This is a genomic window from Serratia proteamaculans, assembly GCF_008830365.1.
GTDB classification, from domain to species: Bacteria; Pseudomonadota; Gammaproteobacteria; order Enterobacterales; family Enterobacteriaceae; genus Serratia; species Serratia proteamaculans.
In genome coordinates, this window is the sequence record NZ_WBKI01000004.1 from 252,228 (window position 1) to 269,300 (window position 17,073).

Annotated in this window: 16 protein-coding genes; 10 read left to right on the top strand and 6 right to left on the bottom strand. The window is 57.5% G+C overall.

Going from position 1 to position 17,073, the window contains the following annotated elements; genetic code table 11:
* Window positions 1-93: 93 nt before the first annotated feature.
* Window positions 94-1,254: a glutathionylspermidine synthase family protein gene (locus F8R23_RS17045; protein ID WP_099063267.1), complete on the bottom strand. Its 1,161-nt coding sequence runs from the start codon at window positions 1,252-1,254 to the stop codon at window positions 94-96.
* A gap of 3 nt (window positions 1,255-1,257) precedes the next feature.
* Window positions 1,258-1,920 (bottom strand): DUF1190 family protein, encoded by a 663-nt coding sequence (locus F8R23_RS17050; protein ID WP_099063268.1) that lies wholly within the window; start codon window positions 1,918-1,920, stop codon window positions 1,258-1,260.
* Between the two features lie 353 nt (window positions 1,921-2,273).
* Between F8R23_RS17050 and F8R23_RS17055 the strand changes: the two genes are divergently transcribed.
* From F8R23_RS17055 to dhaM, 4 genes are read left to right on the top strand one after another with little or no spacing between them, the layout of a single operon-like run.
* Complete coding sequence (locus F8R23_RS17055; RefSeq protein ID WP_151415839.1) at window positions 2,274-3,380, top strand: glycerol dehydrogenase; 1,107 nt, start codon at window positions 2,274-2,276, stop codon at window positions 3,378-3,380.
* Between the two features lie 52 nt (window positions 3,381-3,432).
* The gene (gene dhaK / locus F8R23_RS17060) at window positions 3,433-4,503 is read left to right on the top strand and encodes a dihydroxyacetone kinase subunit DhaK (protein WP_129937281.1); all 1,071 of its coding nucleotides are present in this window, start codon (window positions 3,433-3,435) and stop codon (window positions 4,501-4,503) included.
* 9 nt (window positions 4,504-4,512) lie between these two features.
* The gene (gene dhaL / locus F8R23_RS17065) at window positions 4,513-5,145 is read left to right on the top strand and encodes a dihydroxyacetone kinase subunit DhaL (protein ID WP_112347049.1); all 633 of its coding nucleotides are present in this window, start codon (window positions 4,513-4,515) and stop codon (window positions 5,143-5,145) included.
* Window positions 5,146-5,156: 11 nt separating this feature from the next.
* Window positions 5,157-6,590: a dihydroxyacetone kinase phosphoryl donor subunit DhaM gene (gene dhaM / locus F8R23_RS17070; RefSeq protein WP_151415840.1), complete on the top strand. Its 1,434-nt coding sequence runs from the start codon at window positions 5,157-5,159 to the stop codon at window positions 6,588-6,590.
* Window positions 6,591-6,598: 8 nt separating this feature from the next.
* On the opposite strand, the gene dhaR is transcribed toward dhaM, so the two are convergent.
* Both dhaR and tolC read right to left on the bottom strand, forming a co-directional pair.
* Window positions 6,599-8,545: a dihydroxyacetone kinase operon transcriptional regulator DhaR gene (gene dhaR / locus F8R23_RS17075; RefSeq protein ID WP_129937284.1), complete on the bottom strand. Its 1,947-nt coding sequence runs from the start codon at window positions 8,543-8,545 to the stop codon at window positions 6,599-6,601.
* Window positions 8,546-8,696: 151 nt separating this feature from the next.
* The gene (gene tolC / locus F8R23_RS17080; RefSeq protein ID WP_129938871.1) at window positions 8,697-10,205 is read right to left on the bottom strand and encodes an outer membrane channel protein TolC; all 1,509 of its coding nucleotides are present in this window, start codon (window positions 10,203-10,205) and stop codon (window positions 8,697-8,699) included.
* A 281-nt stretch (window positions 10,206-10,486) separates the two neighbouring features.
* On the opposite strand from tolC, the gene nudF reads away from it, so the two are divergent.
* From nudF to F8R23_RS17110, 6 genes are all read left to right on the top strand, one after another.
* Window positions 10,487-11,119, top strand: a complete 633-nt coding sequence (gene nudF, locus F8R23_RS17085) for an ADP-ribose diphosphatase (RefSeq protein WP_151415841.1) — start codon at window positions 10,487-10,489, stop codon at window positions 11,117-11,119.
* On the top strand, window positions 11,119-11,544 hold the full coding sequence (locus F8R23_RS17090) for a DUF1249 family protein (protein ID WP_129938872.1): 426 nt from the start codon (window positions 11,119-11,121) through the stop codon (window positions 11,542-11,544). Before nudF ends, F8R23_RS17090 begins: the two co-directional genes overlap by 1 nt.
* A gap of 27 nt (window positions 11,545-11,571) precedes the next feature.
* The gene (gene cpdA / locus F8R23_RS17095) at window positions 11,572-12,378 is read left to right on the top strand and encodes a 3',5'-cyclic-AMP phosphodiesterase (protein ID WP_151415842.1); all 807 of its coding nucleotides are present in this window, start codon (window positions 11,572-11,574) and stop codon (window positions 12,376-12,378) included.
* Window positions 12,378-12,962 carry an esterase YqiA gene (yqiA, locus tag F8R23_RS17100; protein WP_099063276.1) on the top strand — a complete coding sequence of 195 codons (585 nt, stop codon included), beginning with the start codon at window positions 12,378-12,380 and terminating at the stop codon, window positions 12,960-12,962. Before cpdA ends, yqiA begins: the two co-directional genes overlap by 1 nt.
* A 46-nt stretch (window positions 12,963-13,008) precedes the next feature.
* On the top strand, window positions 13,009-14,904 hold the full coding sequence (gene parE, locus F8R23_RS17105) for a DNA topoisomerase IV subunit B (RefSeq protein ID WP_012146962.1): 1,896 nt from the start codon (window positions 13,009-13,011) through the stop codon (window positions 14,902-14,904).
* 77 nt (window positions 14,905-14,981) lie between these two features.
* Window positions 14,982-15,878, top strand: coding sequence for a LysR substrate-binding domain-containing protein (locus F8R23_RS17110; protein ID WP_129938873.1), 897 nt, complete (start codon window positions 14,982-14,984; stop codon window positions 15,876-15,878).
* A 27-nt stretch (window positions 15,879-15,905) separates the two neighbouring features.
* Here F8R23_RS17110 and F8R23_RS17115 read toward each other — a convergent pair whose 3' ends face one another.
* Both F8R23_RS17115 and F8R23_RS17120 read right to left on the bottom strand, forming a co-directional pair.
* Window positions 15,906-16,214 (bottom strand): putative quinol monooxygenase, encoded by a 309-nt coding sequence (locus tag F8R23_RS17115; RefSeq protein ID WP_099063399.1) that lies wholly within the window; start codon window positions 16,212-16,214, stop codon window positions 15,906-15,908.
* Window positions 16,215-16,247: 33 nt separating this feature from the next.
* Window positions 16,248-16,829 carry an NAD(P)H-dependent oxidoreductase gene (locus tag F8R23_RS17120; protein ID WP_112347038.1) on the bottom strand — a complete coding sequence of 194 codons (582 nt, stop codon included), beginning with the start codon at window positions 16,827-16,829 and terminating at the stop codon, window positions 16,248-16,250.
* Window positions 16,830-17,073 lie beyond the last annotated feature (244 nt).

Genomic DNA, 17,073 nt, shown 5'->3' on the forward strand with positions numbered 1-17,073 from the left:
GCTTCGAGTATAAAAGGTTAATCGATTAATCACCAACCGGAAAGCATAAAAAAAAGCGCGATATTATCGCGCTTGATATCAACCATTTTATCATTAGCCGAGGATGATGTGCGGGTAGAAACGCGACAGATCCTGGGTGATCAGCTCGCGATCTTCGCGCAGACCGATGCCGCAGGGTTGATCGTCGACCAGCCAACTGCCGATCAGCGTATAGCTGCCTTCGAACTGTGGCAGTGGGTGGAACTGCTGTACGATCATGCCTTCTTCACCGTAAGGGCCGTCAACGCGTGCCACTTCCTGACCGTTTTGCACGATCTGGATATTGGCGCCTTCGCGTGAGAACAGCGGCTTGGTGACGTAGTGATCGAGCTGTGGATGATCGTCTTCTGCAAAGTAAGAGGCCAGCAGATTAGGGTGATCCGGGAACATTTCCCACAGCATCGGCAGCAGGGCCTTGTTGGAGATAATGCTTTTCCACGCCGGCTCCAGCCAGCGCACGCCGGCATCTTCCAGCTTGGTGGAAAACATCTCGCGCAGCATGAATTCCCACGGGTATAGCTTGAACAGATTACCGATAACCTGATTTTGCAGGTCGGTAAACTGGCCCTTTTCGCCCAGACCAATCTCTTCCATAAACAGGAATTCTGTTGGGACTCCGGCTTCCAGCGCGCAGTCCTGCAGGTATTGCACGGTACCGCGGTCTTCCTCACTGTCCTGGCAACAGGCCAGGTGCAGCAGGCCGAAACCGTGTTGTGCTTTCAGCTCGGCGAAACGCTCGATCAGTTTTTCCTGCAGGCTGTTGTACTGATCGGACTCCGGGCTGAGATTGCCGGCGTTGATCTGGTCTTCCAGCCACAGCCATTGGAAAAAAGCCGCTTCGTACAGCGAGGTCGGGGTATCGGCGTTATTCTCCAGCAGCTTGGGCGGATTGATACCGTCGTAGGCCAGATCAAGACGTGAATACAGTGATGGCTGGCTGGTGCGCCATGAGCTGCGCACGAACTCCCAGGTGTGTTTCGGGATGCGGAACTTGGTCATCAGCGCATCGCTGCTGACCACTTTCTCTACCACCTGCAGGCACATCTGGTGCAATTCGGCGGTGGCGTTTTCAATTTCTTCAATCTGCGCCAGCGTGAATTGGTAATAGGCATCCTCACACCAGTACGGCTCGCCATACATGGTGTGGAAGCGGAAGCCGAATTCGGTGGCTTTTTCGCGCCAGTCCGGGCGCTCGGTAATCGCAACGCGTTTCATGCATTAACCGCCCATGCTGCGTGAGCTGGAGGTTGCGCTGCTGCGCTGCATGCTGGTCTGCTTGGCAACGGATTCGCCAAAGCCGCCACGGGTGACGGTATTGGTGACGGCCGGTTTAGGTGCCATCGCGGTTTTCGGTACCGTCATGGTACGGCCACCGGCGGTCGCCGGGCCGTAGCTCTTGCCAGAAGCGTCAACGAATTTGCCGTTGGCCGGGCTAGCAGCGTTTTTAGAGGTGAACAGCGGCTGCTGAGCAAAGCCGGAGCCGCCCATCATGCGGCCCATCATGTAACCTGCCATCAGCGGCATCCACATGCTGCCACTGCTCTGCGACTCAGCGGCCATACCGGCCTGTGCCGGAGCTGATGCCTGTGTACATTGCGCTTCACCGAACTCGGCGACACAGTCTTCACGGGTGGCATATTTTGGCGCGGTTTTTTCGGCTTCTTTCAGGGCGTTGTTATAGGCGGTGGTGCACTGCTCGCTCATCGAAGGATTGGTGCGTGAACAGTCGTCGGCATTCTGATACATAGAGACCGTTTCATCGCTCTTCTCGCAGCCGGCCAGCATAAAGACTGCGCTGATCGCCAAAGCTACGGGCGCAACGCGGTAGTCGCGCCAGGATTTGCGGAACGTCTCTCGGTTGATGTTTTTTGTCCGTTTCATCGTTATTCATCCCATCAGTCGGGCTGTATTCGCCCATTCCCAGTAATGGCGGTAAGGATAGGGGAAAGATGGTCAAAATTAAAGCTGAAATGCCCACAGAATCCACTCTTTACGCAGCTATACGTTAGGTTGTGCGCCAGTTCGCTTTACCGGCTAAAAAAGCCGCGTCATAGTTTCATTCTGGAACGTTGAGACGGAATTAACGTTCCAGAATGAAACAAAAAAGTCGAAGAACCTAAAGCGTCTGGCAAGCCCTATAGTCAGTTCATAACAACGCGACGGCACAAGACCGATGCATCTATCACCTGATATCTGAACGTTACCATCGCCAATTTCCCTACAAGGATCCGGTTATGTTGAGAATCATCCAGTCTCCAGGCAAGTACATCCAGGGCGCCAACGCATTGGCCGCCGTGGGCGAATACGCTAAAACCCTTGCCGACCATTATTTTGTGATTGCCGACGACTTCGTGATGAAGCTGACGGGCGATACCCTGATGGGCAGCCTGCATCAGCACGGGGTGAAGCATCACGCCTGTGTGTTCAACGGCGAATGCTGCCATAAGGAAATCGACCGGCTGGGCCTGGAGCTGAAGGCTCATGATTGCCGCGGTGTGATTGGCGTCGGCGGCGGTAAAACGCTGGACACCGCCAAGGCCATCGCGCATTACCAACATCTTCCAGTGGTACTCATCCCGACCATTGCGTCTACCGATGCTCCCACCAGTGCGCTGTCAGTGATTTACACCGAACAGGGCGAATTTGCCGAATACCTTATCTACCCGCGCAACCCGGACATGGTGGTGATGGACAGCGCGATTATCGCCAAGGCACCGGTGCGACTGCTGGTGGCGGGGATGGGCGATGCGCTTTCGACCTACTTTGAAGCACAGGCCTGTTTCGATGCTCAGGCCACCAGCATGGCGGGCGGCAAATCGACGCTGGCGGCGCTGAGTCTGGCGCGGTTGTGTTATGAGACGCTGCTGGCGGAGGGCGTGAAGGCCAAGCTGGCGGTTGAGGCCGGGGTGGTGACGGAGGCGGTCGAGCGCATTATCGAGGCCAATACTTATCTGAGTGGCATCGGTTTTGAAAGCAGTGGGCTGGCGGGCGCGCACGCTATCCACAACGGTTTCACCGTACTGGAAGAGTGCCATCACCTGTACCACGGCGAGAAAGTGGCGTTTGGCACGCTGTCACAGCTGGTGCTGCAAAACAGCAGCATGGAACAGATCGAAACGGTGCTGGATTTCTGCCAGCGTCTCGGCTTGCCAATCACGCTGGCGCAAATGGGTGTGAGCGGTGATCCGGCAGCGAAAATCATGGCGGTGGCCGAAGCCAGCTGCGCGGCCGGTGAAACCATCCACAATATGCCGTTCGAGGTCACGCCTGCCAGCGTACAGGCGGCCATTTTGACGGCAGATCGGCTGGGCAGTGCCTGGCTGCAACAACACTCAAGCTGATACCGCAGGGGCGCAGCAGGTTGCGTCCCGTCGGCCAAACGAGGAAATAACCGTGAAAAAACTGATCAATAAAGTTGAGTCGGTACTGGAAGAGCAACTGCTGGGGTTGGCAGAGGCGCACCCAGAGTTGTTGGTGCATCAGGAGCCGGTGTTTGTCACCCGTGCCGATGCGCCGGTCGCGGGCAAGGTGGCGATCCTGTCCGGTGGTGGCAGCGGCCACGAGCCGATGCACTGCGGTTTTGTCGGCGAAGGCATGCTGGACGGTGCCTGCCCGGGAGAAATTTTCACCTCGCCCACGCCGGATAAAATGTACGAGTGCGGCCAGGCGATCGACGGCGGTGCCGGGGTGCTGTTGATCATTAAAAACTACACCGGCGACATCTTGAACTTTGAGACCGCGACCGAACTGCTGCACGACAGCGGAACCCAGGTGGCGACGGTGCTGGTGGACGATGATGTGGCGGTTAAAGACAGCCTGTTCACCGCCGGACGACGCGGGGTGGCCAATACCGTGCTGATGGAGAAACTGCTCGGTGCGGCAACGGCGCGCGGCGACGATCTGGATAGCATTGTGACGCTGGGGCACAGCATCAATAATCACGGGCATTCGATCGGTATTGCACTGGGTGCCTGTACCGTGCCGGCGGCCGGTAAACCTTCGTTCGTGCTGGCGGAAAACGAGATGGAATTCGGCGTCGGTATTCACGGCGAGCCAGGCATTGCGCGACGCCCGTTCACCACCCTTAATGCGGCGGTGGACGACATGTTCCATACCCTGATCGACCATGGTCACTACCAGCGCACTATCCGTATCTGGGATCGTCAGCAGGGTGAATGGCGCGATGAAGTACAGACCAAAAAGCCACTGACGCGTGGCGACAGGGTGATTGCACTGGTGAACAACCTGGGGGCGACGCCGCTGTCCGAGCTGTATGGCGTTTACCACCGGCTGGCGGAGCGTTGCGCCGAGGCGGGAATGATCGTTGAGCGTAGCCTGGTGGGCTCTTACTGCACGTCGCTGGACATGCAAGGGGTCTCGATCACGCTGCTGAAAGTGGACGACGAACTGTTGTCCTTGTGGGATGCGCCGGTGAAAACACCTGCGCTGCGTTGGGGCTGCTGAGGAGGAATCATGGCGTTAACCAAACAACAAGTGGTCGACTGGCTGATGCGCTGTGGTGAGGTGTTTACCCAGCAGCGTGATTTTCTAACCCAGCTGGATACCGAGATCGGCGATTCCGACCACGGGCTGAACATGAACCGCGGCTTCAACAAGGTGGTAGAAAAACTGCCTTCGGTGGCGGACAAAGACATCGGTTTTATTCTGAAGAACACCGGCATGACGCTGCTGTCCAGCGTGGGGGGAGCCAGTGGTCCGCTGTTCGGCACCTTCTTTATTCGTGCCGCACAGTCGGCCAACGCCAAACAGAGCCTGGATCTGGCGGAGCTGCATCAAATGATGCAAGAGGGCGTCGAAGGTGTGGTGATGCGCGGTAAGGCGGAGCCGGGTGATAAAACCATGTGCGATGCCTGGTGGGCGGTAGTGGAAAGCCTTGGCCAGTCGGCCCAGCAGCAGTTAAGCGTGGCGGAGGCTCTGCAGCGTGCCAGTGAACGGGCGGAGCAGGCGGTTGAAAGCACCATCACCATGCAGGCGCGCAAAGGGCGGGCCAGTTACCTGGGTGAACGCAGCATCGGTCATCAGGATCCGGGGGCCACCTCGGTGATGTTGATGATGAAAACGCTGGCAGCGGTCGCCGGCCAATAGCAGGAGGCGAGATGATCAATATCGTTGTAGTTTCACACAGCGCGCTGTTGGCGCGCGGGGTTGAAGAGCTGGCGTTGCAGATGATGCGCGGCGACGGCTGTAAACTGGTGCTGGCGGCGGGTGTCGATGATGCGGATCATCCGATAGGCACCGATGCAATCAAAGTGATGGAAGCCATTGAGTCGGTGGCTGAGAGTGCGGGCATTGTGGTGCTGATGGATTTGGGCAGCGCGCTGCTGAGCGCCGAAACCGCCATCGATCTGCTGGATCCGTCGTTGGCCGCCAAAGTCCGGCTGTGTTCGGCACCGCTGGTCGAAGGGACGCTGGCCGCGGTGGTGGCCGCCAATGCCGGAGCCGGGCTGGAACAGGTACTGGCCGAGGCGCAGGGCGCATTGCAGGCCAAACAGGCGCAGTTGGGGGAAGCCACCACGCCGGTGGCCAAAAGCGTTGAGTTGCCGCTGACACAGGGGAAAAGCGTCAGTTGGACGGTGCAGAACCCGCATGGCCTGCATGCTCGTCCTGCCGCCCGACTGGCAGAAACGCTGGCCCCGTTCGATGCCGAACTGGTGTTGGAAAAGCAGGGTCAGTGCGCCAATCCGCGTAGCCTTAACCAACTGGCGCTTTTGCTGGTGCGCCACGGCGACACCATCCGGCTGATTGCCGACGGGCCGCAGGCCGATCAGGCGCTGGCGGCGTTTAGCGCGCTGGCAGAGCAGCACTTTGGTGAAACGGTTTCCGAGCAGAGCCTGCCTTCATTACACGGTATTCCGGTGGCTGAAAGCGTGACCAGTGGCCCGGTGTGGCAGGCGATCAGCTTCTGGCCGACGGAGGTCGAGCGTACTATTGGTGCAGACGACGTACTGAACGAACAACAGCGGCTACGTCAGGCATTGCAGCACACGCTGAGTGATTTGAACCGGTTGGCGGAGCGCACTGGCTCGTTGATTGGCAAACCGCAGGCGGCAATCTTCGGTGCTCACAGTATGCTGCTGGACGACCCGGATCTGCAGCAGGCGGCCTATACCCGCATCGCCCGCCAACAATGCAGTGCCGAGCAGGCCTGGCAGCAGGAGATGGAAGCCATTGCCGGGGAGTATCGCGAACTGGACGACGAATATATGCGGGCGCGTGAGTTGGACGTGCGCGATATGCTGCGTCGCACCCTGAGTCATCTGCAACAGCAGCCGTTGCCGGTGATTACGCTGACCGCGCCGTCCATTCTGGTGATGGACGAACTGATGCCGTCAGACGTGGTGATGCTCGACCGTCGTCTGGTGCTCGGCATCTGCCTGAGCGGTGGCAATGCGCTGTCGCACAGTGCGATCCTGGCGAAAGCGATGGGTATGCCGATGGTGGTGGGGATGAACGACTGCATGAGCAAAACCCGCAACGGCCAGAAAGCGATGCTGGACGCGGCGCGTGGTGTGCTGCAACTCAGCCACTGATTGCACCCTCAGGCGCGCAGCTTAAACTGGCGGATATCAATCTGATACTGTTTGATTTTCCGCCACAGCGTGGTGCGGCCAATGCCCAGCAACTGCGCCATCTCGTTCAACTGTCCGCGGCTGACATTGGCTGCGCGAATGATCGCCTGTCGTTCCATCTCCGCCAGCGTCAACAGCGGCATGCCCGGTTGTGGTTCACTTTCCAGCAGTGGCTGGTGGCTGAGCAGGTGTTCAGGTAAATCCGCCAGTTGCAGGTGGTGGCCGTGACACATCATCGCGGTGCGCTCCACCACCCCCTTCAGTTCCAGATCGTTGCCAGGCCACAGATACAATCCGAGCTGGGCCATCACCTCATCATCTACCCGGAAACGGCACTGAAAATGCTGTTCCAGCGTGCGCAGATGGTGCTTCACCAGCAGCGGAATATCGCTCAATCGCTGGCGCAGCGAGGGTATCTGGATCTCAAATGCCTGCAGGCTGTAAAACAGCTGGCGGCGAAAACGATTCTGCTGCACCAACAGCGGCAGATCGGCGGCGCTGCTGGCGATCACCCGCACATCGACCGGGATTACCCGGTTGGAATTGAGCCGCATCACTACGCCGGTTTTCAGCACCTGCAACAGCGCCGACTGCATCTCCGCCGGTAAATACTCGATCTGTTCCAGGTACAGCGTACCGCCGTTGGCCAGTTCAAACTTGCTGAGTTGGCCCGCTTCTTCCTCGTTGGCATCGCTGCCCAGCAGCTCACGCAACCCCTGCGCTTCCGGCATCAACTGGCAGTTGAGGGCGATATAAGGCCCGGCGGCGCGGTCGCTGGCGTTGTGGATTGCCTGGCTGAGTAACTCCTTGCCGACACCTTCCTCACCGCACAGCAGGATCGGGTGCTGGCCCTTAGCGGCTTGCTGGCCATAACGGATCAACCGGCGCATCTCCAGCGAGGCGGAAGGCATCTGTTCAAAACTGTGGCTGACGCGCCCCAATTGGCTGCTGACATACTGGCGCATCCGCTCGAGCGGATGCAGCAGGGCGATAAAGCTGCAGCGCTCACCGTCGAAGATTGGCTTGAGGGTTAACAGCGTCGCGATAAACTGCCGCTGACTTTCAAAGGTGACCTCAACGTGCTGCAACGGCTGCCGCTGGGCGATGGCGCGGTTGAGCAGGGCGGGCAGCGTCAGCAACTGGGTCAGCGCTTTGCCCTGGCTTTGTTGCTCATCCAGCTTCAGCAAGGAAGCGGCGCGCTGATTGATGTACTGCAGGTAACCGCGATGGTCCCAGGCCATGACGCCGTCATCCACCCCGTCGAGCAGGCCATAAAGCTGGTTCAGGTGGCGGTTGGATTCTGCCAGCAGGCTGTCGGCGTTCAGGGAGTTGCCGATCTCGCGTGCCAGCGCCAGCGTTAGTGACAGATCGCCAGCGGCGCAGTCGGCCAACCGGCAGCCCAGCGCAATCGAACCGCGTTGACGACCACTGTTGTCGTAAACCGGCGTGGCGCAGAATGACCAGTCGTGCAGCGCCTGGCGTACATGTTCGCTGCCGCGCACCTGCATCGGGTGGCCCTCGGCTACCGCCAATGATGGCGCGTTGGTGCCGATGTCCCCCTCGGCCCAATAGGCACCGGGGGTAAAACCCAATAGCTGCAGGCATTCGCGCGTTGGGGCATCGCCGCACAGCCACAGCATGCAGCCGCTTTCGTCGAGGATCATCAGCAGGCAGCGGCGCTGTTCCATGTATTCGCAGGCGTCTTCCAGCGCCGCCTGACCGAGTGTTAGCAGGTCATTCTTACGCTGGCAGATGGAATTAAAGGTGGCGCCGAGTGCGCAGTGGGGCGCTTTCCACACCGCGGGCTGCATCAGGCTGCGGCAACGCAACCAGGAAGCATAGATTGCCGGCGCAGGGCGTTGCGCGGGGGGCAGGTCACCTTCGATCAGGCGTTGCCAGCTTGACGTGTTCTCCATCGGATCCCATCCAGACGAGATAAAGCGATAACCTGGATGATACCACTCCAGGGTGGGGGAAGGGCTGTGAGGCGTTGGGCAGAACCGATGACCCGGCAAAAAAAATGGGGTGCGGCAGAAGCCGTACCCCGTATTCAGCGGCGTAAATCCATCAGTTACGGAATGGGTTACCGCTGTTGCGTGCAGGCTGGCTGGTGGTGGTCGCCGGCGCTGAGGCACGGGTGGCAACCGGAGCAGCAGTAACTGGCGCGGAGGTTTGCGGTGCAGGGGCGTTGCCGTTATAGCCTTCAGCGTAAGCGTCCTGTGCGGTAGTCGGTGGTGCTACCACGTCTTGCGAAGTAGAAATTGGTTTACCCAATGCGCCATTCAGCATCATCAGGTCGTTCTCGTTCAGGGTACCGAGCGCCGACTTGATGTTCAGTTGGTTGATCAGGTAGGTATAACGCGCGCTGGAGAGCTGTTGCTTGGCGTTATACAGCGTACTGGTGGCATCCAGCACGTCGACGATGGTACGGGTACCGACCTGGTAACCGGCCTCGGTCGCATCCAATGAACTCTGAGCAGAGACTACCGCTTGTTGGTAGGCGTTGATGCTGCTGATCGAGGCGTTCACGTTATTGAACGAAGAACGCACGGTCTGCACTACGCTGCGGTGGGCACTTTCCAGTTGCTCGCTGGCGCCAACGAAGTTGTACTGCGCCTGCTGCACCTGCGAGTTGGTCTGGCCACCGCTGTACAGCGGTAAATTGAAGCTCAGACCCACTTTGTTCTGACCAATATCGCTGTCCGGCGTAATGTTACGTGAACCGCTGTTATTGGTATTGCTAACCGCAGTGGAAGCGCTGAAGTCGACGGTAGGCATATAGCCGGTCTGTGCGGAACGGATCTGCTCACGGGCCAGATCCTGGCTCAGACGAGCGGACAACAGGCTCAGGTTACGGCTTTCGGCTTCTTTCAGCAGATTATTGACTGCATCCGGGCGTTTGGTGTTGAAACGGTCGGTATTCAACGAGGCCAGTTCCGGATAGAAGGTGCCGGTGACCTGACGCAGTTTTTCCAGCGCGTTGTCCAGGTTGTTACGGGCGGTGACTTCGGCCGCCAGCACGGTATCGTAGGACGAACGGGCGTTCTGCACATCGGTGATCGCGACCAGGCCCACGTTAAAGCGCTGGGTGGTCTGGTCCAGGGTGCGATAAACCGCTTGTTTGTTCGCCTGGGTATAGGACAGCGTATCGATGGCGCTCAGCACGTTAAAATAGGCGGTAGCGGTATCGAGGATCAGTTGCTGTGACGAGGTCTGGAAAGTCACGTCGGAAATGCCGGCGGTTTTTTCCTGCAGCGTCAGCGCACGCCATTTGGACATGTCGAAGATAGTCTGGGTCAACGCCAGGGAGCCACTGGTGGCATCGCTGTTGGCATCTTTGCTGTCACGGTAGCCATTGGTGTAAGTGTAACCGGCGCTCAAACCCAACTGCGGCAGCAGCGGGCTGCGTGCTTCGTTGATTTTTTCGAATGCGGCGTCACGGTCAGCGGCGGTTTTGCGCAGATCCGGGTTACTTTCCCTGGCCTGTTTGTAGACCTGCAGCAGGTTCTCTGCCTGGCTCATTGCACTGAAGCCGCCCAGGCTCAGTCCGATAAGAAGGGGGAGCAGTTTCTTCATTTGCATTCCTTGTTGTGCAGCAATATTGCGGAGTTAGCTGACGATAGACGAAATAGTTGCCGATTCTAGCAGAGTCTGTTGTACGCCTGAGTTGGCTGAATGTGCCATCTCGCGTAACTTTTACCTTTCAGGCCGCCTGTTTACCTTAGTTCAACTGGTCGCACACGTCACACCTGATATCATGGCTCACAATCTATCATAAAGCCGCGGAAGATTATCCCGCCGTTTCTGTCATCAAAACTGTTTATTTTATCGGCATACTCACGCAGGAGAATTCACTTATGAGCCACTCGCAACCGTCGCCCGTTACTTTTGATGAAAATGATGTAGAAATTATTGCACGTGAGACGCTTTATCGTGGTTTTTTTTCACTCAATTTATATCGTTTTCGCCACCGCTTGTTCAACGGTGACATGGGTCCCGAAATTAAACGCGAAATTTTCGAGCGTGGGCATGCTGCGGTGTTGCTACCCTATGACCCGGTGCGCGACGAGGTGGTGTTGATTGAACAACTGCGGATCGCTGCGGTCGATACCAGTAGATCACCCTGGCTGCTGGAAATGGTGGCGGGCATGATCGAAACCGGCGAGAGTGTTGAAGACGTGTGCCGCCGTGAAGCGCAGGAAGAGGCCGGCGTCGTGGTCGGGCGTTGCAAGCCGGTGTTGAGCTACCTGGCCAGCCCTGGCGGTACCAGCGAGCGCTTGTCAATTATGGTGGGCGAAGTGGACGCGACTACGGCGGAAGGCATCCATGGACTGATCGACGAGCATGAAGATATCCGGGTCCATGTGGTCAGCCGCGAACAGGCTTACCGTTGGGTTGAAGAGGGTGCGATTGATAACGCGGCATCAGTGATTGCATTGCAGTGGCTGGCGTTGCACCATGAATCGTTAAAAAAAGAGTGGGCCAATTAATGAAACAGCGCTATACCCCTGATTTCCCCGAAATGATGAGATTGTGCGAAACCAACTTCGCGCAATTGCGCCGCTTGCTGCCGCGCAATGACGAAGTGGGTGAAACGGTGACTTATCAGGTGAACGGCGCCAGTTATCGTCTGACCATTATTGAATCCACCCGCTATACCTCGCTGGTGCAGATCGAACAGACCGTCCCGGCAGTCAGTTACTGGAGCCTGCCTGCGATGACGGTGCGGCTGTATCATGACGCGATGGTTGCGGAAGTGTGTTCAAGTCAGCAGATCTATCGCTTTAAAGCACGTTATGATTATCCCAACAAAAAGTTGCATCAACGCGACGAAAAGCATCAAATTAACCAGTTTCTTGCTGATTGGTTGCGCTACTGTTTGGCGCATGGAGCAATGGCGGTTCCGGTTTGTTAAACAGACTGAGATAACAAAGGACACCATTTGGAAAGCCTGTTTAAACCGACCGTGGCAAGTGGGGCCAGGGTCAGGATCCTGCAAATAACAGATACCCACCTTTTTGCCGGCGAAAATGAGACGTTGCTTGGCATCAATACCTATCGCAGCTATCACGCGGTGTTGGACGCTATCCTGGCGCAGCAGCGTGATTTTGATCTGGTCGTCGCCACCGGTGATTTGGCACAGGATCATTCATTGGCTGCCTACCGGCATTTTGCCGAAGGTATTGCACGGTTGCCGGCGCCTTGCGTTTGGCTGCCGGGCAACCATGATTTTCAGCCGGCGATGGTCGATGCACTGGCCGACGCCGGAATTGCCCCGTCAAAACAGGTGCTGGTGGGCGATCACTGGCAGGTGCTGTTGCTGGACAGCCAGGTCTTCGGCGTGCCGCACGGTGAGTTGAGCGAATATCAGCTCGAGTGGATGGAGCGCTGCCTGCAAGCCTATCCCGATCGCTATACCCTAATGCTGTTGCACCACCATCCGCTGCCTTCCGGCTGCACCTGGCTCGATCAACACAGCCTGCGCAACCCGCATACGCTGGGCGCGGTGCTGTTGCGCTACCCGAAAGTGAATACCCTGCTGTGCGGGCATATTCACCAGGAGCTGGATCTGGAGTGGCAGGGCAGGCGGCTGCTGGCATCGCCGTCCACCTGCGTGCAGTTCAAACCGCATTGTACCAATTTCACTATCGACGAGGTTTCACCCGGCTGGCGCTATCTTGATTTGCTGCCGGACGGCCGCGTCGAGACGCAGGTTTTCCGCCCCGACATGGATTCGGATGGGTATTGATGCCTTCTACACTGCTCTATCTGCACGGTTTTAACAGCTCGCCGTTCTCGGCCAAGGCAACGTCTTTCAAGGCGTGGCTGGCTGAACATCATCCGCATATCGAAGTCCTGGTGCCCCAACTGCCGGTGTTCCCGGCGGAGGCGGCAGAAATGATCGAGAACATGGTGATGGAGCGAGCCGGGCAGACGATAGGCGTGGTCGGCTCCTCACTGGGCGGGTACTACGCAACCTGGCTTTCGCAGTGTTTTTCACTGCCGGCGGTAGTGGTTAACCCTGCTGTGAAGCCGTTTGAACTGCTGATTGACTACCTTGGCAAAAACGAGAACCCCTACACCGGCCAGCAATATGTGTTAGAGTCTCGTCACGTTTACGATCTGAAAACGATGCAGATCGATCCCTTGGAGTCACCGGATTTAATCTGGTTGCTGCAACAAACGGGCGATGAAATTCTCGATTATGGGCAAGCGGTCGCCTATTACACCGCATGCCGACAGACGGTGGAGTCGGGTGGAAACCACGCCTTCGTCGGTTTCGAGCATTACTTCCCCCAGATTGTGGATTTTTTAGGGCTAAACGCTGTCTGAGCAGACGGTTCCGGCACCTTCCTTACTAACCACGAAAAACTCAACGATGACTCAATCCAGCTATAACGCTGATGCCATTGAAGTACTCAGCGGTCTAGAACCAGTGCGCCGTCGTCCCGGCATGTATACCGACACGACGCGCCCCAATCACCTCGGCCAAGAGGTGATAGATAACAGCGTCGATGAAGCGTTGGCCGGTCACGCCAAGCGCATCGACGTGATCCTGCACGCCGATCAGTCACTGGAAGTGATCGATGACGGCCGAGGTATGCCGGTGGATATCCACCCTGAAGAAGGCGTACCGGCGGTTGAGTTGATCATGTGTCGTCTGCACGCGGGCGGTAAATTCTCCAATAAAAACTACCAGTTCTCCGGCGGCCTGCACGGCGTGGGGATTTCAGTGGTTAACGCCCTGTCGACCCGGGTAGAAGTCAACGTCAAGCGCGACGGCAATGTCTACAGCATTGCCTTTGAAAATGGCGACAAGGTGCAGGATCTGGCGGTGACCGGCAGTTGCGGCAAACGCAATACCGGCACCAGCATCCATTTCTGGCCTGACGAGAAGTTCTTCGACAGCCCGCGTTTCTCTGTCTCGCGTCTCAGCCACCTGCTGAAAGCCAAAGCGGTGCTGTGTCCTGGGGTAGAAATCTACTTCATCGACAAGCTGAACAACACCGAGCAACGCTGGTGCTATCAGGACGGCCTGACCGATTACTTGATGGAAGCGGTTAACGGCCTGATCACCCTGCCGGAAGCGGCGTTTGTCGGCAACTTTGCCGGCGATACCGAGGCGGTAGATTGGGCACTGCTGTGGCTGCCGGAAGGCGGTGAACTGCTGACCGAAAGCTACGTCAACCTGATCCCGACCATGCAGGGCGGCACCCACGTTAACGGCTTGCGTCAGGGCTTGCTGGACGCCATGCGCGAGTTCTGTGAATTCCGCAATATCCTGCCACGCGGCGTGAAGCTGTCCGCGGAAGATATCTGGGACCGTTGCGCCTACGTGCTGTCGGTGAAGATGCAGGATCCGCAGTTCGCCGGGCAGACCAAAGAGCGTCTGTCGTCACGTCAGTGTGCGGCTTTTGTTTCCGGCGTGGTGAAAGATGCCTTCAGCCTGTGGCTGAACCAGAACATACAGGCGGCGGAACAGCTGGCCGAGCTGGCTATTTCCAGCGCCCAGCGCCGTCTGCGTGCCGCCAAAAAAGTGGTGCGCAAGAAGCTGACCAGCGGTCCGGCACTGCCGGGTAAACTGGCCGACTGTACTTCGCAGGATCTGAACATGACCGAACTGTTCCTGGTGGAAGGGGACTCGGCGGGCGGTTCAGCCAAACAGGCACGCGATCGTGAATATCAGGCGATCATGCCGCTGAAAGGCAAAATCCTGAATACCTGGGAAGTCTCCTCGGATGAAGTACTGGCTTCGCAGGAAGTGCACGACATCTCGGTGGCAATCGGTATTGATCCGGACAGCGAAGATCTCAGCCAACTGCGTTACGGTAAAATCTGTATCCTGGCGGATGCGGACTCCGACGGCCTGCACATTGCCACGCTGTTGTGCGCGCTGTTTGTACGCCACTTCCGTTCGTTGGTGAAGGGCGGTCACGTGTATGTGGCGATGCCGCCGCTGTACCGCATTGACCTTGGCAAAGAGGTATTCTACGCGCTGGATGAAGAAGAAAAGGCCGGCGTGCTGGAACAGTTGAAACGCAAAAAGGGCAAGCCAAACGTTCAGCGCTTTAAAGGGCTGGGTGAGATGAACCCGCCGCAATTGCGTGAGACTACCTTGGATCCGAACACCCGCCGTCTGGTGCAGTTGACGGTGAGCGATGAGGACGTGGATCAGACGTTGGCGATGATGGACATGTTGCTGGCCAAGAAGCGTTCCGAAGACCGCCGCAACTGGCTGCAGGACAAAGGCGATATGGCCGAGCTGTCTGCCTGACCGACAGGCCCGGCTCCCCGCCGGGCTTTCTTCCCGCAGGCGCTGCATGCGGCGCCCGATGACTTTGGGCGGAATGCATGAAAATCACCCTCGAAGAATTACTGGCGTTTACCACCGTCGTTGACAGCGGCTCTATCACGGCCGCCGCCGAACAGCTCGGTCAGACGACCTCCGGTATCAGCCGCGCGCTCAGTCGGCTGGAAAAAAAACTCGATACAACTTTAATGCGCCGCACCACGCGTCGGCTGGAGCTGACCGAAGAAGGCCAAAACTTCCTCAGTCATGCGCGCGAAATTATCCGCTCGGTGGAGAACGCCGAAGAACAGATGGCGTTGCGCAGGCTGATCCCGGCCGGCAAGCTGCGGGTCAACGCTGCCGCCCCTTTTATGGAACACGTGATCGTGCCGTTGGTGGCTGGCTTTCGCCAAAGTTATCCGCAAATTGAGCTGGAACTGAATACCGACAACCTGATTATCGACCTGCTGGAGAAACGCACCGATATTGCCATTCGCATCGGTGCGCTGCGGGATTCGACCATTCATGCGCGCCTGTTGGGTGCCAGCCGTTTACGTGTTCTCGCCAGTCCGGATTACCTCGCACGTAACGGCACTCCTACCAGCGTCGAAGCGCTGCGAGATCACTGCCTGCTTGGTTTCACTCAGCCGGAATCACTCAATCTGTGGCCGTTGCGTTATCAGCAAGCGCAGCATTTTGCCATCACGCCGACAATATCGGCCTCCAGCGGTGAAACGTTGCGGCAGTTGGCGTTGCGTGGCGAAGGGATCGTGCAGTTGGCTGATTTTATGACGCGTGACGATCAACGCAGCGGGCGGCTGGTGCCGTTGCTGGAGCAGGAGACGTTAGATGTGCGCCAGCCGATTAATGCGGTGTATTACCGCAATACCCAACTGGCGGCGCGTATTACCTGTTTTCTCGACTACGTCAGTGCGCATATTGATGCGCAGACGCTGTAGGGGCCATAGGGCAGCCCCTCAGAGGGATTACAGTGCGTTACCCAGTACGTGAATGGTCACGCCCAGCACACTGTCTTTGATGGTGTCACGATGCTGGTGCATGTGAGCGATATCCAGGTGTTTTTCCAGGTGCGCCTGGCTGGCCCATTTCTCCAGCATAAACACCGAGTCCGGCGACAGTTTCTGCCATGGCGCCTGGGTGTGGCTGTCGATCATTGGCGTATATTCACTACAGCCGTCTTCTGCCAGCACCAGCGGGATCAGTTTCTCAATCGCCTTCAGGACCGTTTCACGGTGGCCCGGTTTGGTTTTGATTTCTGCAATTACGGTGATCATCACTACCTCATTGATTGACGTGCATAGTGCCAGTTAAGCAAAAATTTCGGCCAGATGCTCGCGATAACGTGCGATGTCGCTGTCGATATCCGGTTGTTTAATCACGTCATTACAGATAAAGGTCGGCAGCGCTTCCATACCCAGGAACTGATTGGCCTTGTGGAAGTGCAGATAGACACCGTCAACGCCGACGCCGTGGAAGAACTGTTCCGGGTCGGTAAAGGCTTCCAGCGGGGCGTTCCAGGTCAGGCTCAGCATGTACTTCTTGCCCTGGATCAGGCCGCCTGAACCGTATTTTTTGCCGGCGTCGGAGCGGGTGCGACCATCGCTGGCATACAGGCTGCCGTGCCCGGCGGTGAACACTTCATCAATGTATTTTTTCAGGATCCACGGCTCGCCCATCCACCAGCCGGGCATCTGATAGATCACCACGTCGGCCCACAGGTATTTTTGCACTTCGGCTTCGATGTCGTAGCCGTCGTCGACCACGGTGACTTGTACCTGGTGCTGCACATCGCGCAGATAGGTTTCCGCTACGTCGCTCATCGTTTGGTTGAGTTCTCCGTTAGAATGACCGAACTGTTTTTTAGCATTGATAATCAGGATATTGCTCATCTTTCACGGCACCTGTCAGAGTTAAAGTCTATGATGCCCTCCGCGCCAGGGGGCGGAAAACATTTCGCTGACAGGGAGTGTAATGCTTAGCAATGTAAGTAAAAATGGGATCCAGCGCACAACAGTGTTGACTGTGAGTCAATAAATGCGCCGTGGAATAGCGAAATTTTGCATAAAATCGGCAGATGAACCGGCCACGCCGGATGATTGCTGCGCCATCTGTGACAGCCACCCCGCTGATGAG